Here is a 17,334-nt window from a genome sequence, read left to right on the forward strand (position 1 = left end):
GCCACGCGTGCGCGGAGCGCAGGCTTTACCGATGCTAAACGGCTCGCTGCAACCTTTCCGTGAGTTGCAGCAATCCGCTTTTCCCTCATCCCGTTTCATTATGTGAACCTTCACGGAGCCCTGATGTTCAGTTTCAGCAACAAGGCCAAGATCGACAACGCGCTGGCGCAGGCCGCAGCGATCGGCAAGTCGCAGGCGGTGATCGAGTTCAAGCTCGACGGCACCATCGTCGACGCCAACGAGAACTTCCTGAATGCGATGGGCTACGCGCTCGACGAGATCAAGGGCAAGCACCACAGCATGTTCGTCGATGCGGCCACGCGCGACAGCCACGACTATCGCGACTTCTGGGCGCGGCTGAACCGCGGCGAATACCAGGCCGCGCAGTACAAGCGCGTCGCCAAGGGCGGCCGCGAGATCTGGATCCAGGCCTCCTACAACCCGATCATGGACAGGAACGGCAAGCCGGTCGGCGTCGTCAAATTCGCCACCGACATCACCACGCAGAAGATCCACAGCATGGAAGACGCCGGCAAGATCGCCGCGATCGGCCGCGCGCAGGCGGTGATCGAGTTCAACATGGACGGCACCATCGTCAACGCCAACGAGAACTTCCTCGGCGCGATGGGCTATTCGCTCGCCGAGATCCAGGGCAAGCATCACAGCATCTTCATGCCGCCGGCCGACCGCGACAGCCCGGCCTATCGCGATTTCTGGGCGCGGCTGAACCGCGGCGAGTTCGCGAGCGGCGAATTCAAGCGCATCGGCAAGGGCGGCAACGAAATCTGGATCCTCGCCACCTACAATCCGATCCTCGACGACCGCGGCAAGCCGTTCAAGGTCGTCAAGTTCGCGACCGACGTCACCCAGCAGAAGCTGAAAGCCGCGGACAATGACGGCCAGATCGACGCGATCGGCAAGTCGCAGGCGGTGATCGAGTTCAACATGGACGGCACGATCCGCGTTGCCAACCAGAACTTCCTCGCCGCGATGGGCTATTCGCTGTCCGAGATCCAGGGCAAGCATCACAGCATGTTCGTCGAGCCCACCGAGGCGAGTTCGTTGGGCTACCGCGAGTTCTGGGGGGCGCTGAACCGCGGCGAGTTCCAGGCCGCCGAATACAAGCGCATCGGCAAGGGCGGCCGCGAGATCTGGATCCAGGCGTCCTATAACCCGATCCTCGACCTCAACGGCAAGCCCTACAAGGTGGTGAAATACGCCACCGACATCACCGCGCAGGCGATCGGCCGCAAGAAGGCCGACAGCGCGCGCGGCCTGATCGAGGCGGTCGCCGCCGGCAGCGAGGAGATGAGCGCCTCGATCCGCGAGATCTCGGAAACCATGACCAAGTCGAAGCAGAACGCTGCGGTTGCCACCGGCCGGGTCGAGGCCGCCGACGGCCAGGCGCAGAAGCTCAATGCCGCAGCGCAGGCGATGAGCGGTATCGTCGAGATGATCTCGAGCATCACCGGGCAGATCAACCTGCTCGCGCTCAATGCCACGATCGAATCGGCGCGGGCGGGCGAAGCCGGACGCGGCTTCGCGGTGGTGGCCTCCGAGGTGAAGAGCCTTGCCAACCAGGCCAAGCAGGCGACCGACACGATCTCCTCGGAAATCGATGCGCTGAACTCGATCGCCGCCGAAGTGGTCACCTCGCTGTCCGAGATCAAGGCTGCGATCGCCGGCGTCAACGAGTACATCACCTCCACCGCCGCCGCGGTCGAGGAGCAGAGCATCGTGACGCAGGACATGTCGACCAACATGCAGCGCGCCTCCGCCGAGCTCGCGGCGTAGGTTGCGGTGCGATCCTCGAAGGATGGACGGCCCGGGCTGGGGGCCGTGCATCCTTCGAGACGCCCGCTTTGCGGGCTCCTCAGGATGACGGGGAGAGATCACCCCGCTCGGCTCCAGCTCTTGCTGTGCCACCACGACGGCGTGCCAACTTACTGATGGTCATCCAGTCCGATCGTATCAAAGCCTGTTTCTTCTTGCGGCTCCAACCCTTGATCTGGCGCTCCGCAGCGATGCCATCCGTAATGCGATCGAAATGTTCAGACCATACCAAGACAACCGGTCGCCGGTTGAACGTGTAGCCGGGATAAGCACCGGCGTTGTGCTGGTCGATCCGAGGGGCAAGGTCGTCGCCGGTGGCACTGCCGACGTAGAACGAGTCATCGGCACAGCGAAGCATGTAGACGTAGATGCCCATCGTGATGATTCCGCGCGATGTCGTTCAAGCAAGAATGAAGCAACTTCCATCGCGGTCAAGAGCGGATAGGACTAGCAGTCCCGTCATCCTGAGGTGCGAGCCTGGCGGTGCACTTGCACCGCTGGGGGAGCCTCGAAGGATGTACGGCCCGGCTGGTCGCCGTGCACCCTTCGAGGCTCGCTCCGCTCGCACCTCAGGGTGACGGAGAAACAGCTCCCGTTGACATCGCCGGGTAAAGGTCGCAGACGGTCGGGACTTCCTGCCCGAACCGATGGACCTGCCGATGTCTCCCTCTGCACAAAAAGTCGCACTCGTGACCGGCGCCGCGCGTGGCATTGGGCTTGCCGCGGCGAAGCGCTTTCTCGCCGACGGCTGGCGCGTTGCGCTACTTGATATCGAGGGCGCGCTGCTGGAGAGCGCGGTCGCCGCATTGAAACAGCCCGACAGCACGCTGGCGCTGACTTGCGACGTGTCGGATGCAGCCGGTGTGACGAAAGCGCTCGCCGCGACCGCGAGCCGCTTCGGCCGGCTCGACGCGCTAGTCAACAACGCCGGCACGGCCGTGTTCGCGCCGGTGCTGGAGACGTCGGACGCCGACTGGAGCCGGATCATGGCGGTCAATCTCACCGGCCCGTTCCTGTGCACCAAGGCGGCCGCGCCCCTGATGCGCGAGCATGGCGGCGGCGCGATCGTCAACATCACCTCGATCTCGGCGGTGCGCGCCTCGACGCTGCGCTCGGCCTACGGCACCAGCAAGGCCGGCCTCGCGCACCTCACCAAGCAGCTCGCGGTCGAGCTCGCCTCGCTCGGCATCCGCGTCAACGGCGTAGCGCCCGGGCCGGTCGAGACCGCGATGGCGAAAGCCGTGCATACGCCGGAGATCCGCGCCGACTATCACGACGCGATCCCGCTCAACCGCTATGGGCTGGAAGAGGAGCTGGCGGAGGCGATCTTCTTCCTGTGCTCGGATCGCGCCAGCTACATCACCGGCCAGATCCTCGCCGTCGACGGCGGCTTCGATGCCGCCGGCATCGGCCTGCCGACCCTGCGCGGCCAACGGCGGAATGGGTGAACACTTCCGAGCCGAAGGACGCACCATCACCGTCACCCTGAGGTGGCCGCTTCTTCAGCGGCCCTCGAAGGGTCGACGGCCCGGCCGGTGGCCGATTCACCCTTCGAGGCTCGCCCAGCGGCGCAATTGCGCCGCAAGGCTCGCACCTCCAGCGACAAAGGCGAAGCCTTTGCGCGGGGGTGACGGGACAAAGAGCTGCGCAACGGCTAGCGCTCGTTCACCGCAACGACGCGCCACGCATTTTCCAACCGATCGATCCGCGTCAGCGACAGCGGATCGATGACGAAGCGCAGCGCAAGCTCCGGTGCCAGTTCGAGCGCGATCGCGAGCACTGCGCGGATAGTGCCGGAATGCACCACCAGCACGACATCGCCGGCCGGCAGGCGTGCAAGCCCAGATCGCGCCCGCGCGATCTGATCGGCAAAGCTTTCGCCGCCCGGCGGCCGGTTGGTCCCCGGCGAATTCCAGAACGCGCGGTAGGCTTCCGCGCCGAGCTCTTGCTCGATCTCACTGTGGCGACGTCCGGTCCAGTCGCCGAAATCCTGCTCGCGAAAGGCGTCGTCCTCGCTCGCCGCAAGGCCAAGCCGTGCCGCGGTCTCGCGCGTCCGCCGCGCGGGACTGCAAACTACAAGAGCGCCGCGCGGCAGCCGCACCTGCAAGTCCGCGAAGGCCGCGGCATCGCCGAGATCGGCCGGCGCATCCGAAGCGTGGATGACGCCGCGCGGACCATCGACCGGCGCGTGGCGGATCAGCCAGAGATGCGTTTCGCCATCCATCTTCCGCTCATTCTGTTCTGACGCGTTTTCTTCACGCGAACCGGTATCCACTTCGCTTGAAGACGCTCTAACCCAACCGCGTCGCAAGCAGCACCAGGATCGCGGTCTCCGCGACCTGCTCGGCGCCGCCGAGCACATCGCCGGTCTGGCCGCCGATCTGCCGCTTTGCCAACAGCGCCATGATTAATGCGCTCATGCCGGCCGCGATCGCCGCCAGCAGCGCACTGCTGAAGGGCAGCGCGAGGATTGCGATCACCAGCGCGATACCGGCCGCGACCAGGGCAATCGTACCATCGGGCCGGCCGGCATTGGCCGCGAGCCCGTCAGTGCGCGCGTAGGGCAGACTGATCGCGATCCATGGCAGCACGCCGCGGCCGAGCGCATGCGCCGCGATCAGGCCCTGCACCACCATGCCATTGGGAAGCGCAGCCAGCGCCGCGAGCCTGGTTGCAAAACTCACGACCAGCGCCAGCGCGCCATAGGTGCCGAGCCGGCTGTCGCGCATGATGTCGAGCTTGGCCGCGACATCGCGACCGCCGCCGAACCCGTCGGCGACATCGGCGAGCCCGTCCTCATGCAGCGCGCCGGTCAGCAGCGCGCCGCCGCCGAGCGCGAGCGCCGCCGCGGCGAGATCCGGCACGCCGATCGCCCGCAGCAGGAGACAGAACAGGCCGATCACAGCCCCGATGGCGGCCCCGACCAGGGGGAACAGCCGCTGCGCCCGCGCAAAGCTCTCCGGCCGCGCGCCATCCGGATGCGGCATCGGCAGGCGGGTCAGAAAGGCGGTGGCGGTCCTGAGGTCGTCGAGCCATTGATTCATGGTGAAGGCCTGGAAATTGGGCTAAAGCGCGATGAGATCGGACTCAATCTCATCGCGCTTTAGCTTCTTGTTAGGGCATGATCTCCGCGCAAACGCCAGGCGTTTGTCGCGAGGGAAAACCGCTTCACAGCTTTCCGGATCATGCTTTAGCTTGCGGCCCGCTCGACGAGGGAATCGCATGCAGTTCAGTACTCTAGACGACATCCGCAGCTTTTGTCGCGACCTGCCCAAGGGCGACGAGGCCAGCGCTGCGGCCGCCACGCTGCGCCAGCAGAGCCTGACCAAGCCGCCGGGCAGCCTCGGCCGGCTGGAGGACGTCGCGATCTGGCTGGCGCGCTGGCAGGGCCGCGAGATCCCCCGGCTCGACCAGGTCACGATCGCCGTGTTCGCCGGCAATCACGGTATCGCCGAGCGCGGCGTCTCCGCATTCCCGTCCGAGGTCACTGCGCAGATGGTGGCGAACTTTGCCGCAGGCGGCGCTGCGATCAACCAGATCGCGAAGCTGGCCGGCGCCGAGCTGCGCGTCGAGCCGCTCGAGCTGGCGCGGCCGACCCGCGATTTCACGATGGCGCCGGCGATGGACGGCGCCGACTTCCTGGTTGCGCTCGACACCGGCTGGCGCACGGTGCCGGAGCAATGTGACTTGCTGGTGGTCGGCGAGATGGGCATCGCCAACACCACGGTGGCCGCGACGCTGTGCGCGGCGTTGATGGGCGGGCGCGGCGCGCGCTGGGCCGGTCGCGGCACCGGCGTCGATGATGCCGGCCTGCTACGCAAGCGCACCACGATCGATACCGCGCTCAAAATCCATCGCAACCTGCTCGAGGATCCCCTCGCCGTCGCGGTTGCGCTCGGCGGGCGCGAGCTCGCAGCCATCTTCGGTGCCGTGCTGGCGGCGCGCGCACGATCGATCCCGGTGCTGCTCGACGGCTTCGTCGCGACCTCGGCGGTGCTGCCGCTGGCGCGGCTTGCGCCCGACAGCCTTGCGCATTGCCGCGCCGGGCATGTGTCGGCCGAGCTCGGCCACCGCGAATTGCTGCGCGAGCTCGCGCTCGCCCCGCTGCTCGATCTCGAGATGCGGCTCGGCGAAGCCTCCGGCGCAGGCGTTGCCATCCTGCTGCTGCGCGCCGCGCTCGCCTGTCACGGCGGCATGGCGACCTTTGCCGAGGCTGGTGTCTCCGGCGCAGGCTGACAAACTGTCGCCGCATGCGCTAGCGTAACTGGGCCGGGAAGACGTCAACGGAAGGAACTGCCGCATGCGCATCGGGGCAATCTGGACGATCTCGACGATCCTGGGAGTGGCAGCGCTGTTTGCCGGTATCTCCGGCGCGCAGGCAGATGTTCGTATCCTTGCCAGCCCCGGCGGCGAGGTTGGCCCGTTTCTCGAATTGTTCGACAGGGTGCGCGAATCCGGCGAGCGCGTCGTGATTGACGGGCCCTGCCTGTCGGCCTGCACGCTGGTGCTCTCGATGGTGCCGGGCGACCGCATCTGCGTGACGCGGCGCGCCGTACTCGGCTTCCACGCCGCGCGTTCGATCGATCGGCGCGGCCGGACCTATGCGGAGCCGGAAGCATCCGAGGCGGTGCTGGAAGCCTATCCGGCGCCGGTGCGCGGCTGGATCGTGCGCCGCGGCGGTCTGACCTCGCGCCTGCTGCTGCTGCGCGGCCGCGAGCTCGCGGCGATCTATCCGCGGTGCAGGTAGCGTGCGTGGACCGACGGTGGGTTACGCTTCGCTAACCCACCCTACAGTTGGCCACTAGCTTGTTCCGTCACCCTGAGGTGCGAGCGCAGCGAGCCTCGAAGGGTCGACGGCCGCCAGCCGGGCCATCTATCCTTCGAGGCTCGCCGAAGAGGCTCGCACCTCAGGATGACGGTGATAGAGCGAGAGTGCCGGCGACAGACTGGAGGCAGTCCGCCCTCACATCTGCTGCGGGCAGTTCACCATCCAGGGGATGCCGAACTGATCGACGCACATGCCGAAGCCGTTGGAGAAGAAGGTCTTGCCGAACGGCATGGTGACCGTGCCGCCTTCGGACAACGCCTTGAAGCGGCGCTCGGCCTCGGCCGGATCCTCGACCTGCAGCGCGACATGAAAGCCCTGCGGCTTCTGGAAATGGCCGGGCGGGGCGTCGGAGGCCATGATGATCTCGCCGTCGATCGTGAGGCGAGCGTGCATGATCTTGTCCTTCCAGCCGGGCGGCGTCTGCATCTCCGCATTGCCCTCGCCGTAGGGGAAGGTCTCCTCGATCCGCGCACCGAGAACCTTCTGGTAGAAATTCAGCGCGGCGCCGCAATTGCCGTCGTAGGAGAGATAGGGGTTGACCTGCATCGCATGCTCCCTGGGTCAATTCTGGGTTGACGCGTCCTCTACCCGCGAACCGGTAACCACTTCGCTCGAAAACGCGCTATTTCTCAGTCAGCTTCTTCAGATTGGCGAGACCGGCTTCGAAATCCCTGCCGATCATGTGATCCAGGTTCATGAACACCTGCATCACCTTCGACATGAAGACGGCCGGACCATACATGGTCCATGTGACGCTGGTCGCATCTCCCTGCGGCAGCATTGTGAACTCGGCGGTGTTGTGGCCCTCGAACGGCTTGATGAAGTCGAGCTTGATGACGACCTTCGACGGCGCGGCAGACTGCAATATCTCCATGCGGCCGGCGCCGACATTCTTGTTGCCGTCCCAGGCATAGGCCGCCCCCTGGCCGCGCCCGGCGCCGCTATAGATGCGCTTCATGGCCGGATCCCGGTTCTCGTAGGGCGACCAGACCGTCCATTGATGGAAATCGTCGATCAACGGAAAAATCCGCTCGGCCGGCGCATTGATACTGATCGCGCGGGTGACCCGCAGCGTGCTCGGCTTGGTCGCCGCGAGGAAGAGGATGACGGCAATCGCGACCGCAAGGATGACGGCGATGATGGCAATGGTCTCGAACATGATGGTCTCCGGAAGGATGAATTGACGAACTTAGCGGCGGAACGGCAGCAGCGCGCGCAGATTGCCGTCGCGCAGATAGAGCCCGCCCCACAGCAGCAGGCCGAGATACAGCCCGAACAGCGTATGGGTGAACAGCGGGCTGCCGATCCGCACATGGGAGGCGATCGCGCCGCCGAGATAGCCGGTGAGCAGGATGGCGCCGAGGATCGAGGTCGGCGGCACCGAGTACAACAGCGTGCAGACGATGGTGATGATGCCGAGGCTGCGCGCCAGCGCATCGCTGGCACCGAAGCCCATCCTGTCCATGGTCTCGGTGACGACGGACACAGGCACCAGCTTGATCGCGCCATCGAACAGCAGGAAGAGGACGACAACGCCGCTCATCACACGGCCGGTGATGCGGGCGGGCTTCGAGACTTCGGTGTCGACGATCGTCGGCATGACAGGCTCCGTAACGCTTGGTGATGCTCTCTGCCTTCATGACGAACGGCGGGGTACGGAGCCGACAACCCCGGTGAATAATTTTTGGATGTCGTCGCAGTGCATGATCGAAGCTCCCGGTGCGGGAGCTTGAATCACGGGCATCCGGCCCGATTCAACGACGTATGCCTTCCGAGAGGCCCTGGCGGCCCCTCGCCCTCAGTCGCCTTGCGTGAAGAAGGCATCCTCGGTGGGCAGCGAGGGCGGTCCGTGTGCCGCCCCCTTGACCGACGCGAACGCATCGACAAGGAACAGGGACTTGGCGCTCTCCTTGGCGAGCTGCGTGATGCGGGACTGCAACTCCGCAACCTTCTGAGGATTGCTCTCGGCCAGATTGGTCTTTTCCGACGGGTCCTGCGGGATATTGTACAGCTCGACCGCGGCAGGAAGCGGGGTGCGCCAGATCAGCTTCCAGTCGCCTGCGCGCACACCGCCGCGAAACGGCTCGATGTTGTAGACCACCTCGTGCCGCGGCGAGGGAACGCCCCTGCTGATGGTTGCCCAGACATCCAGCCCATCGAGCGGCTTCCCCTTGTTTCCATTGCCGAGGTTGGCGCCGGCGAGGCCGGCGAGCGTCGGGAACATGTCGACGACGTGCATCATGTCCCCAACTTCGCCGGCCTTGATCTGCCCGGGCCAGTTCGCGAATGCGACGACGCGCGTCCCGCCCTCGTACAACATGCCCTTTCCGCCGCGGTAAGGACCGTTGTCGGCCGGCAGCTTCAGCTTCGACACGTCCGAATCCCCGGCAAGCAGCGCGGTCTGGTTGCCGCCATTGTCGCTCATGAAAACGATCAGGGTGTTCTCGCGCATCTTCTTCCGTTCGAGCGCTGCGACCAGCTTGCCGATCTCGTCGTCCATGCAAGTGATCATGGCGGCGTAGGTGCGCCGTGTCGGATCTTCGATGTGCCGGTACCTGTCGATGTAGTCCTTCGGAGCCTGGTAGGGCGAGTGGGGCGCGGTAAAGGCCAGATAGAGAAAAAGCGGCGTTTTCGGATCATGGGCGTTGACTTGCGCGACCGCATCGACGCCCCACAATTGTGTGACGTAGCCCGGCTCGTTCACCGGCTTGTCGTTGCGATACCAGTCGCGCACATCTCCCGACAAATGGGTGAAGTAATCGACCTCGCCCACCATCGATCCATAGTGATAATCGAACCCGCGTTGGCGCGGCCAGAACTTGCGGTCGGCATGGCCGAGGTGCCACTTGCCGACCATGGCCGTCCTGTAGCCCGCTTCCTTGAGCGCCTGCGGCAGCAGCCATTCGTCGGTCGACAGTCCGTATTTGGCGGGGGTCGGAATCACCAGGGTCTGCAGGCCGTAGCGGCACGGATAACGGCCGGTCATCAATGCGGCGCGCGTCGGGGTGCACATCGGCTGGACGTAGAATTGCTCGAGCCGGGCCCCGTCCTGCGCGAGCTTGTCGATGTTCGGGGTCTTGATATCGGAGCCGTGAAATCCGACGTCCTTCCATCCGAGATCATCGGCGACGATGTAGACGATGTGCGGGCGCGGCGCGGCCGATTGCGCGGCGGCCGGCGTGAGGCTCGCGGGCGCAATCGAGGCCAACGACAGCGTGGCCAGCGCCGAGCTGCCGTTCAAGAGGAGATCGCGGCGACTGATTTGACGATTGCGTTGCGCTGAACGTACGGATTCATCGAGCGGCCGATCAATCATTTGGGTCTCCAAAAAAATGGCTTGCGTGCAATTCGCGCAGGCTACCGCGCCGTCATGCGGCAGGGAAGCAGGCAACGGCGACAGCCGGCATTGTTGCGTCGCCAGGCAACCGGTGCGCTTCAGGGCAAGCGGCTTTCGGGAAGGAGCGCGGACAGGCCCAGGGCCCCGCAAGACGACCGCGCGAGGCCCTGACGGCTATTTCCCCGCCTTCACGTTGCGCGGCTGGCTGTCGCGCATCAGGCGGTCGATATGCATGCGGATGTGGGCGGCCTCGGCCGTGGTGTTGGCGAGCGCGATGGCGCGGTCGAAGGCGATGCGGGCTTCCTCGTTGCGGCCGAGCTGCATCAGGAAGGCGCCGCGCACGCCGAAATAATGGAAGTAGTTCGACAGCCGCGGCGCTAGCGGCTCGATCATCTCGAGCGCGGCCTCAGCCCCCTTCACCTTGGAGACCGCAACGGCGCGATTGAGCGTGATCACCGGTGACGGCTGCATCACCTCGAGCGCGCCGTAGAGCAGGTCGATCTGGGTCCAGTCGGTATCCTCGGGCTTCTCCGCGCGGGCGTGAAGCGCTGCGATCGCGGCCTGCACCTGATAGGGCCCGCTGCGGCGATGGCGCATCGCCTTGTCGATCAGCGCGAGGCCCTCGGCGATCAGCTTCTGGTTCCAAAGGCTGCGGTCCTGGTCGTCGAGCAGGATCACCTGGCCGTCGGCATCGAAGCGCGCGGCGGCGCGGGCGTGCTGCAGCAACAATAGCGCAGTGAGCCCCATGATCTCCGGCTCGCTCTGGAACAGCCGCAGCAGCAGGCGGGCGAGGCGGATCGCTTCCTCGCACAGCGGCGAGCGGATTTCGGCGGTGTCGCCGCTCGCCGAATAGCCCTCGTTGAAGATCAGATAGATCATCGCCGCAACCGAGGCGAGCCGCTCGCTGCGCTCGACCGCGCCCGGCGTCTCGAACGGCACGTTGGCGTCGGCGACGCGCGCCTTGGCGCGCGTAATGCGCTGCTCCATCGCGGCTTCAGAGACCAGGAAGGCGCGCGCGATCTGCTTCACCGTGAGACCGGAGACGATGCGCAGCGCGAGCGCGATCTGCTGCGTCGCCGGCAGGTCCTTGTGACAGCAGATGAACAAGAGCCGCAGGATGTCGTCGCGATAATGCGAGCCGTCGAGCCGCTCGGCGATCTCCTCCTCGGCGTCGTCGAGGTCGGAGATCGCCTGGTCGTCGTCGGGCAGCGGCTGCTGCTTCTTGTTGCGGCGGACCTCGTCGATCGCGACGTTGCGGCCGACCATGATCAGCCATGCCGCGGGATCGCGCGGCGGGCCGTTCTGCGGCCAGCTCTTGAGCGCCCGCAAACAGGCGTTCTGGAAGGCTTCCTCGGCGGTATCGAGATTGCGGAAGTAGCGCAGCAGCGCGCCAACCGCCTGGGGACGCGCCGACGTCAGCGCGGCATCGATCCAGGCGGTGTCGGTCACGCTCACGGCTTGACTCCCCCCGGAGTGAAGTAGCCGACCGGGCGGATCTCGTAGGTACCGCCGGGATTGGCCTCGCCGAGGTCGCGCGCGATGTCGAGCACCTCGTCGAGGTTCTTGCCCTCGACCAGATAGAAGCCGAGCAGCTGCTCCTTGGTTTCGGCGAACGGGCCGTCCAGCACCAGCGGCGGGTTTTCCTTGCGCAGCGTGGTCGCCGCGGTGGTCGGCAACAGCCGCGCCACCGGGCCGAGCTTGCCCTGCTTGGCGAGCTTGTCCTGCACGACGGACAATTTCTGCATGACCGAGGCGTCGTGTTCCTTGCTCCAGGAACCGACCATGTCTTCGTCATGATAGCAGAGGATGGCGTACAGCATCGAAAAGGCATCTCCGTTCATTGCAAGAACGAACGATTATGCCCGCAGCCGACAGGGCGCGCGAAAGAAATTTAGGTTCCGGATGCCGGTGATGGATTGGACGAAGCTATCGCGCGACAGCCACCGCGACGATCGCGGTGCGATCACCAGTAGACGCCGTAGCGGGCAGCGATCCGGCGCGCCTTGGCTTCGTCGCTCTCAGGGCGGCGGGCGGAGTTGCTCTTGATCGGACGGGATGCTTGCGCCCGTGGGGCATCGGCCGGCTGGGCCTGCGATGGGGCTGGTTGAGCCTCAGATTGCGCGGGAGCAACGGCCGGTTGTGCCTGGGCGGGCGTGTCGGCGTTTGCGAGCACGAGGCCGCGGCTTTGGCCGGCGTGGGCGACGGCGGCGGAAGCAAGGATGAAAGCCGCGGTCAGGATCAGCTTGCGCATGGAAGTTCTCCCCTGTTGATGGCAGGAGACTAGGCGGCGGGCGCGACCCGCTCTGTGACATTAGTCACACTGGCGTCGGAGGTATCTGGATGGGTAAGGGCGCACTCGCGCTGCTGATCAATGGCGGCTCGGAAAACTGGTCGTCGGCGCGCTGGAAGACGCGGTTCGACGCGGTCTGCCCGGACCGCCCGGTGGTGCTGCTGCCGGACGGCGCGCTCGACCCCGCCGCGGTGCACTATGCCGCGGTATGGAAGCCGAAGCCGGGCGAGCTCGCTTCGTTCAAGAACCTGCGCGTCATCTTCAACCTCGGCGCCGGCGTCGACGCGTTGATGGCCGACCGCTCGCTGCCCGATGTGCCCTTGGTGCGGGTATCGGTCTCCGATCTCACCGACCGCATGACCGAATATGTCGTGCTGCATGTGCTGATGCATCACCGCCAGGAGCTTTATCTGCGGGAGTCGCAGCGGGCGAAGCGCTGGGCGCCGGACTATCAGTGGGCGGCCAGCGCGATCACCGTCGGCGTGATGGGGCTCGGCACGCTCGGCGCAGCCGCGGCGCAGGCACTTCGCGCGCTCGGCTTCCGCGTCGTCGGCTGGAGCCGCAGCGAGAAGCGGATCGAGGGCATCGCCTGCTACCACGGCACTGAGGGGCTCGACGCGTTCCTGCGCGAGACCAACATCCTGGTCTGCCTGCTGCCGCTGACGCCGGATACGCGCCACGTGCTGAACCGCGATGCGTTCGCCAAGCTCAACCGCACCAGCCCGCTCGGCGCGCCCGTGATCATCAATGCCGGCCGCGGCGGCTTGCAGAACGAGGCCGACATCCTGCGCGCGCTCGACGACGGCACGCTGGGTGCCGCCTCGCTCGACGTGTTCGAGACCGAGCCGCTGCCCGAGGCGAGCCCGTTCTGGAGCCATCCGAAAGTGGTGCTGACGCCGCACAACGCCGCCGACACCGACGCCGACGAGATCTCGAAATACGTCGCGCAGCAGATCGCGCGCTTCGAGCAGGGCGGCGTATTGGAGAACGTGGTCGATCGCAAGCGGGGGTATTAAAGGCGGTGTCGTCCCTGCGAAAGCAGGGACCCATAACCACCGATGCTTATGGATGCGCGATCGTGGAACGACGAGTCCGTCTCACCACGCCGGCCGCGGGGTATGGGTCCCTGCTTTCGCAGGGACGACGACGTTGATGGAGCAGCGCTTCGCTTGCGAAGCGCCGCTCTCGGCCACGGCCTCAGCCGATCCCCGCAACGACCTCCGCCAGCCGGTCGTAGGCGGGCTCGACGCCCTTCTCGATGCCGGAGTTGAGGTGGCCGTCGCGGGCCTCCTTGCTCGGATGCTTGATGGTGGTGGTCAGCGTGGTGGTGCCACCGGCCTCGACGAAGGTGGAGACCACCAGATATTCGTCGCTGGTGAAGCCGGGCATCGCGAAGGTTTCGCCGAATGCCAGCCGCTCCGGGCGCACCACCTCGCGATAGGTGCCGCTGAGTTCATGCTCGATGCCCTCGGACGAGCGGAACACGAACCGATAGGCGCCGCCGACGCGCAGATCGACTTCGCACACCGGCATCGTGAGCGTCTCGCAGCCGAGCCAGCGCACGAGATATTCCGGCTTGGTCATCGCATCGAACACGAAGCGCCGCGGCGCATCGAACTGCCGCGTCATCGCGAATTCGAGATCCGACGGGGTGGTGATCTTCAGCGTCTTATCCACGCGTGCGTCCACGTTGCTTCTCCTTGGTTACTCTGACTTTACGGTTGCTGCGCGGCGGGGCCTTGGCGGCCTCCTCCGCCTTCATCTCCTCGAGCACTCCGTCGAGGCGGTTGAAGCTCTCGTCCCAGAAGCGGCGGAAATTCCCGAGCCAGCCGTCGACCTCCTTGAACGAGGCGGGCGCGATGCGGCACGGCCGCCACTGCGCCTCGCGCCCGCGCGAGATCAACCCGGCATGCTCCAGCACCTTCAGGTGCTTGGAGATCGCCGGCAGGCTCATGTCGAACGGCTTTGCCAGCTCCATCACCGAGGTCTCGCCGAGCGCAAGCCGGGCCAGGATCGCGCGTCGGGTCGGATCGGCCAGCGCCGCGAAGGTCGAACTGAGGGGATCGAGCGACATGTACTTAGCTCATCGGTTAAATAACCTTTGGGTTAAATACGCCCGAGCGGCGCCCGCGTCAACGGCCGATTTTGGCCGCCGACGCGGGCGTGAACGATCTTAGGATTTGCGCGCGAAGGTGACGTGCGTGGCGTTCGGGCTCGCGACGTGCGAGACGACGGCATAGCCGAGTGCAGGCAGGTCCAGGCCCGCGAACAAGCTCTCGCCGGCGCCGAGCACGACCGGCGGCAGCACAAGCTGCAACTCGTCGAGCAGACGCGCCTGCAGGAATTGCCGCACCACCGACACGCCGCCTCCGACGCGAATGTCCTTGTCGCCCGCTACTGCGCGCGCCCGCTCCAGCGCGGCATGCATGCCGTCGGTCACGAAGTGGAACGTGGTGTCGCCCTGCATTGGAACGTCCGGCCGCGCATGATGGGTCAGCACGAACACGGGCGTGTGGTACGGCGGATTGTCGCCCCACCAGCCCTTCCAGGAATGATCCGGCCATGGCCCGCGGATCGGACCGAACATGTTGCGGCCCATGATCCAGGCGCCGATGTTCGCCATCGCCTTGCGCGCGATCTCGTCATCGAGCCCGGTCGAGCCACCTTCCTGCCCGATCATCTCGCGAAACGTCCGGGTCTCGAAGAACCAGGCGGCCGGCAGCGCGAGGCCGCCTTCGCCGAATGGATTGTCGAGGCTCTGGCGCAGCGCTGCGCCAAATCCGTCGATCGAGACCATGAAGACTGAAGTCCTGACTTTTCCCATGCTGTTCCACTTCCGTGAGTGAGGGTACCTTACGGAAGACGGACCGGAACGCCAGCCGCCGACATTTGCCGCCGAAGAATCTCGCGGCGGCTATTTCGCCTTGCACATCACGTCGATGGCGCCCTTCACGATCGCCTCGAGCTCGTTGCGCGGCACGCGGGCACGGGCGCGGATCGCGATGGTGTGGATGGTGGCGGAGGCGAGATGCGCCAGCGCCGCCGGATCGGCGCCTTCCGGCAGCTCGCCGCGCTCCCTGGCATCGCGGAAGCAGATGCCGAACGCCTTGTCGAGCTCGGTCAGGCCCGCCAGCACCATGGTGCGAATGTCCGGATCGGACACCGCCTCCGACGCCGCGGTCATCACCGTGAAGCAGCCGCGCGGGCCGGACTCGCCGGACAGATAAATGTCGAGCGCGATGCGATAGATGCGCTCCAGCCGCTCGCGCAGCGGCGCATCGGCACGGAAGATGTCGACCATCGCGGCGCGCGCGTCGTCGCGATAGCGCTGATAGCTCTTGATGTAGAGCTCGCGCTTGTCGCCGAATGCGCCATAGAGGCTCGGCCGATTCATGCCGGTCGCAGCGCTCAGATCATCGAGCGAGGTCGCGGCGAAGCCGTCGCGCCGGAACAGATCGAGCGCCTTGCCGAGCGCGACATCGGGCTCATAGGCGCGCGGCCGCCCGCGGCGCTTCGGCGCGACCGGCGCTCCGAGTTTGGCAGCAGTTGGCGGCTTCTTATTTTTTTGTACCATTTCGCATTTAATTCCTTGACCGCGCCAATATTATCCAAGACAGTACAAAAATCAACAACGGCCGGACATCCGCGCCTGAGACCGCCAAGGAGGCACCCATGGACCTTTATTTCTCGCCCCTCGCCTGCTCGATGGCGACCCGCGTCGCGCTCTATGAGGCCGGCCAGCCGGCCAACTATCTCGAGGTCGATCCGAAGACCAAGCAGGTGCGCAGCGACGGCACCGACTTCAACAAGGTCAACCCGCTCGGCCTGGTGCCGACTCTGCGCACCGACGACGGCGTGGTGCTCACTGAGAACGCCGCGATCCTGCAATATGTCGCCGACCAGTTCCCGCGGGCCGGCATCGGCACCGCGTCGAACGCCGAACGTTCGAAGCTGCATCAATGGCTGTGCTTCATCGGCACCGAGCTGCACAAGGGCCTGTTCCTGCCCCTGCTCGACAAGAAGGCACCGCCGGAGGCCAAGACCTATGCTCTGGAGAAATATGTCTCGCGGCTCGACTATGTCGAGGATCACCTGAAGGGCCGCGAATATCTGCTCGACCATTTCAGCGTCGCCGACGCCTATCTCGTCACCGTGATCAACTGGACCATGGCGACGCCGCCGATCGAGCTTTCGAAATGGCCGGCGCTGAAGGCCTATCACGAGCGGCTGCGCTCGCGGCCCTCGGTTGCCAAGGCGGTCGCGGAGGAGTTCGAGCTCTACAAGGCCGAGATCGCCCGGCACAAGGCGGCGGCGTAGGGCACGTCGCGAGGCGACGGCTCCAAGCGCGGGGCCGTCGACCCTTCGAGGCTCGCCCAGCGGCGCAAGTGCGCCGCAAGGCTCGCACCTCAGGGTGACGGGGCTGCGCTCGTAGCAAATCGAGCCGCTTGCGAATATCTATCACCGTCATGCTGAGGTGCGAGCGGAGCGAGCCTCGAAGCACAACGGCCCGGCTCTCCCTGCTAGAACGGCTCCGTCCCCAACCCCGGCACATCGGTCGGACGCGGGCCGGGAGCCGGCCAATGGAAGCGGCGGTCCTTCTCGGAGATCGCGATGTCGTTGATCGAGGCTTCCCGGCGGCGCATCAGGCCGTGCTCGTCGAACTCCCACTGCTCATTGCCGTAGGAGCGAAACCAGTTGCCGGAGGCATCGTGCCATTCGTACTGGAAGCGCACCGCGATGCGGTTCTGGTCGAACGCCCAGAGATCCTTGATCAGGCGATACTCCTGCTCCTTTTCCCATTTGCGGGTCAGGAAGGCCACGATCGCCTCGCGGCCCTGAAACACCTCGGAGCGATTGCGCCAGCGGCTGTCTTCGGTATAGGCGCCGGCAACCCGAACGGGGTCGCGCGAATTCCAGGCATCCTCCGCCATGCGCGCCTTCTGCGCGGCGGTTTCGCGGGTGAAAGGCGGCAGCGGCGGGCGTGACATCGGCGATCCCTCGTTGTTAGCGGCGCAAATTTAGTGCGCTGGCGCCAGGAGTCGATGG

Annotated in this window: 21 protein-coding genes; 6 read left to right on the forward strand and 15 right to left on the reverse strand. The window is 65.9% G+C overall.

All coding sequences use genetic code 11. From position 1 onward, the window contains the following. Nucleotides 1–123: 123 nt before the first annotated feature. A complete protein-coding gene (locus tag BI327_RS31355; RefSeq protein ID WP_076865117.1) occupies nt 124–1,794 on the forward strand; it encodes a methyl-accepting chemotaxis protein in 1,671 nt (556 codons plus the stop codon). Between the two features lie 79 nt (nt 1,795–1,873). On the opposite strand, the gene BI327_RS31360 is transcribed toward BI327_RS31355, so the two are convergent. Continuing rightward, the gene (locus tag BI327_RS31360; protein WP_076865118.1) at nt 1,874–2,209 is read right to left on the reverse strand and encodes a GIY-YIG nuclease family protein; all 336 of its coding nucleotides are present in this window, start codon (nt 2,207–2,209) and stop codon (nt 1,874–1,876) included. 283 nt (nt 2,210–2,492) lie between these two features. On the opposite strand from BI327_RS31360, the gene BI327_RS31365 reads away from it, so the two are divergent. Then, a complete protein-coding gene (locus tag BI327_RS31365) occupies nt 2,493–3,281 on the forward strand; it encodes an SDR family NAD(P)-dependent oxidoreductase (RefSeq protein ID WP_076865494.1) in 789 nt (262 codons plus the stop codon). 206 nt (nt 3,282–3,487) lie between these two features. On the opposite strand, the gene BI327_RS31370 is transcribed toward BI327_RS31365, so the two are convergent. Then, nucleotides 3,488–4,057, reverse strand: a complete 570-nt coding sequence (locus BI327_RS31370) for a histidine phosphatase family protein (RefSeq protein ID WP_076865119.1) — start codon at nt 4,055–4,057, stop codon at nt 3,488–3,490. A gap of 67 nt (nt 4,058–4,124) precedes the next feature. Then, nucleotides 4,125–4,877, reverse strand: coding sequence for an adenosylcobinamide-GDP ribazoletransferase (cobS, locus tag BI327_RS31375; protein ID WP_076865120.1), 753 nt, complete (start codon nt 4,875–4,877; stop codon nt 4,125–4,127). A gap of 178 nt (nt 4,878–5,055) precedes the next feature. Between cobS and cobT the strand changes: the two genes are divergently transcribed. Next, nucleotides 5,056–6,069, forward strand: coding sequence for a nicotinate-nucleotide--dimethylbenzimidazole phosphoribosyltransferase (gene cobT / locus BI327_RS31380; RefSeq protein ID WP_076865121.1), 1,014 nt, complete (start codon nt 5,056–5,058; stop codon nt 6,067–6,069). A 64-nt stretch (nt 6,070–6,133) separates the two neighbouring features. Next, nucleotides 6,134–6,580 carry a hypothetical protein gene (locus BI327_RS31385; RefSeq protein WP_076865122.1) on the forward strand — a complete coding sequence of 149 codons (447 nt, stop codon included), beginning with the start codon at nt 6,134–6,136 and terminating at the stop codon, nt 6,578–6,580. A 216-nt stretch (nt 6,581–6,796) separates the two neighbouring features. Here BI327_RS31385 and BI327_RS31390 read toward each other — a convergent pair whose 3' ends face one another. From BI327_RS31390 to BI327_RS31420, 7 genes are all read right to left on the reverse strand, one after another. Beyond that, nucleotides 6,797–7,207, reverse strand: coding sequence for a VOC family protein (locus tag BI327_RS31390; RefSeq protein ID WP_074131674.1), 411 nt, complete (start codon nt 7,205–7,207; stop codon nt 6,797–6,799). A 76-nt stretch (nt 7,208–7,283) separates the two neighbouring features. After that, the gene (locus BI327_RS31395; protein WP_076865123.1) at nt 7,284–7,820 is read right to left on the reverse strand and encodes an SRPBCC family protein; all 537 of its coding nucleotides are present in this window, start codon (nt 7,818–7,820) and stop codon (nt 7,284–7,286) included. A gap of 30 nt (nt 7,821–7,850) precedes the next feature. After that, a complete protein-coding gene (locus tag BI327_RS31400; RefSeq protein WP_076865124.1) occupies nt 7,851–8,261 on the reverse strand; it encodes a DoxX family protein in 411 nt (136 codons plus the stop codon). Between the two features lie 198 nt (nt 8,262–8,459). Continuing rightward, complete coding sequence (locus tag BI327_RS31405) at nt 8,460–9,902, reverse strand: arylsulfatase B (protein WP_245334992.1); 1,443 nt, start codon at nt 9,900–9,902, stop codon at nt 8,460–8,462. Between the two features lie 270 nt (nt 9,903–10,172). Next, nucleotides 10,173–11,453, reverse strand: coding sequence for an RNA polymerase sigma factor (locus BI327_RS31410; RefSeq protein WP_076865125.1), 1,281 nt, complete (start codon nt 11,451–11,453; stop codon nt 10,173–10,175). Further along, the gene (locus BI327_RS31415; RefSeq protein ID WP_076865496.1) at nt 11,450–11,818 is read right to left on the reverse strand and encodes a YciI family protein; all 369 of its coding nucleotides are present in this window, start codon (nt 11,816–11,818) and stop codon (nt 11,450–11,452) included. The genes BI327_RS31410 and BI327_RS31415 overlap by 4 nt, the downstream gene beginning before the upstream one ends. Before the next feature lie 143 nt (nt 11,819–11,961). Further along, nucleotides 11,962–12,249: a hypothetical protein gene (locus tag BI327_RS31420; protein WP_076865126.1), complete on the reverse strand. Its 288-nt coding sequence runs from the start codon at nt 12,247–12,249 to the stop codon at nt 11,962–11,964. Between the two features lie 89 nt (nt 12,250–12,338). Between BI327_RS31420 and BI327_RS31425 the strand changes: the two genes are divergently transcribed. Beyond that, complete coding sequence (locus tag BI327_RS31425; protein ID WP_076865127.1) at nt 12,339–13,304, forward strand: 2-hydroxyacid dehydrogenase; 966 nt, start codon at nt 12,339–12,341, stop codon at nt 13,302–13,304. Between the two features lie 181 nt (nt 13,305–13,485). Here BI327_RS31425 and BI327_RS31430 read toward each other — a convergent pair whose 3' ends face one another. The 4 genes from BI327_RS31430 to BI327_RS31445 form a co-directional block, all read right to left on the reverse strand. Beyond that, nucleotides 13,486–13,977, reverse strand: a complete 492-nt coding sequence (locus BI327_RS31430; RefSeq protein WP_083742279.1) for an SRPBCC domain-containing protein — start codon at nt 13,975–13,977, stop codon at nt 13,486–13,488. Then, nucleotides 13,958–14,362 carry an ArsR/SmtB family transcription factor gene (locus BI327_RS31435; RefSeq protein ID WP_076865128.1) on the reverse strand — a complete coding sequence of 135 codons (405 nt, stop codon included), beginning with the start codon at nt 14,360–14,362 and terminating at the stop codon, nt 13,958–13,960. Before BI327_RS31435 ends, BI327_RS31430 begins: the two co-directional genes overlap by 20 nt. 99 nt (nt 14,363–14,461) lie before the next feature. Further along, on the reverse strand, nt 14,462–15,112 hold the full coding sequence (locus BI327_RS31440; protein ID WP_076865129.1) for a dihydrofolate reductase family protein: 651 nt from the start codon (nt 15,110–15,112) through the stop codon (nt 14,462–14,464). A 90-nt stretch (nt 15,113–15,202) separates the two neighbouring features. Continuing rightward, the gene (locus tag BI327_RS31445; RefSeq protein WP_076865130.1) at nt 15,203–15,862 is read right to left on the reverse strand and encodes a TetR/AcrR family transcriptional regulator; all 660 of its coding nucleotides are present in this window, start codon (nt 15,860–15,862) and stop codon (nt 15,203–15,205) included. 98 nt (nt 15,863–15,960) lie between these two features. On the opposite strand from BI327_RS31445, the gene BI327_RS31450 reads away from it, so the two are divergent. Next, on the forward strand, nt 15,961–16,605 hold the full coding sequence (locus BI327_RS31450; RefSeq protein ID WP_076865131.1) for a glutathione binding-like protein: 645 nt from the start codon (nt 15,961–15,963) through the stop codon (nt 16,603–16,605). Between the two features lie 203 nt (nt 16,606–16,808). Here the strand turns inward: BI327_RS31450 and BI327_RS31455 are convergent, their stop codons facing one another. Then, nucleotides 16,809–17,276, reverse strand: coding sequence for a nuclear transport factor 2 family protein (locus tag BI327_RS31455; RefSeq protein ID WP_076865132.1), 468 nt, complete (start codon nt 17,274–17,276; stop codon nt 16,809–16,811). Nucleotides 17,277–17,334: the final 58 nt, after the last annotated feature.

It is taken from the genome of Bradyrhizobium mercantei, from assembly GCF_001982635.1.
GTDB lineage: Bacteria > Pseudomonadota > Alphaproteobacteria > Rhizobiales > Xanthobacteraceae > Bradyrhizobium > Bradyrhizobium mercantei.

Excerpts from the sequence above, each read along its gene's own strand:
- BI327_RS31355 (WP_076865117.1), top strand. The coding sequence starts at position 124 with ATGTTCAGTTTCAGCAACAAGGCCAAGATCGACAACGCGCTGGCGCAG.
- BI327_RS31360 (WP_076865118.1), bottom strand. The coding sequence starts at position 2,209 with ATGGGCATCTACGTCTACATGCTTCGCTGTGCCGATGACTCGTTCTAC.
- BI327_RS31365 (WP_076865494.1), top strand. The coding sequence starts at position 2,493 with ATGTCTCCCTCTGCACAAAAAGTCGCACTCGTGACCGGCGCCGCGCGT.
- BI327_RS31370 (WP_076865119.1), bottom strand. The coding sequence starts at position 4,057 with ATGGATGGCGAAACGCATCTCTGGCTGATCCGCCACGCGCCGGTCGAT.
- cobS (WP_076865120.1), bottom strand. The coding sequence starts at position 4,877 with ATGAATCAATGGCTCGACGACCTCAGGACCGCCACCGCCTTTCTGACC.
- cobT (WP_076865121.1), top strand. The coding sequence starts at position 5,056 with ATGCAGTTCAGTACTCTAGACGACATCCGCAGCTTTTGTCGCGACCTG.
- BI327_RS31385 (WP_076865122.1), top strand. The coding sequence starts at position 6,134 with ATGCGCATCGGGGCAATCTGGACGATCTCGACGATCCTGGGAGTGGCA.
- BI327_RS31390 (WP_074131674.1), bottom strand. The coding sequence starts at position 7,207 with ATGCAGGTCAACCCCTATCTCTCCTACGACGGCAATTGCGGCGCCGCG.
- BI327_RS31395 (WP_076865123.1), bottom strand. The coding sequence starts at position 7,820 with ATGTTCGAGACCATTGCCATCATCGCCGTCATCCTTGCGGTCGCGATT.
- BI327_RS31400 (WP_076865124.1), bottom strand. The coding sequence starts at position 8,261 with ATGCCGACGATCGTCGACACCGAAGTCTCGAAGCCCGCCCGCATCACC.
- BI327_RS31415 (WP_076865496.1), bottom strand. The coding sequence starts at position 11,818 with ATGCTGTACGCCATCCTCTGCTATCATGACGAAGACATGGTCGGTTCC.
- BI327_RS31420 (WP_076865126.1), bottom strand. The coding sequence starts at position 12,249 with ATGCGCAAGCTGATCCTGACCGCGGCTTTCATCCTTGCTTCCGCCGCC.
- BI327_RS31425 (WP_076865127.1), top strand. The coding sequence starts at position 12,339 with ATGGGTAAGGGCGCACTCGCGCTGCTGATCAATGGCGGCTCGGAAAAC.
- BI327_RS31435 (WP_076865128.1), bottom strand. The coding sequence starts at position 14,362 with ATGTCGCTCGATCCCCTCAGTTCGACCTTCGCGGCGCTGGCCGATCCG.
- BI327_RS31440 (WP_076865129.1), bottom strand. The coding sequence starts at position 15,112 with ATGGGAAAAGTCAGGACTTCAGTCTTCATGGTCTCGATCGACGGATTT.
- BI327_RS31445 (WP_076865130.1), bottom strand. The coding sequence starts at position 15,862 with ATGGTACAAAAAAATAAGAAGCCGCCAACTGCTGCCAAACTCGGAGCG.
- BI327_RS31450 (WP_076865131.1), top strand. The coding sequence starts at position 15,961 with ATGGACCTTTATTTCTCGCCCCTCGCCTGCTCGATGGCGACCCGCGTC.
- BI327_RS31455 (WP_076865132.1), bottom strand. The coding sequence starts at position 17,276 with ATGTCACGCCCGCCGCTGCCGCCTTTCACCCGCGAAACCGCCGCGCAG.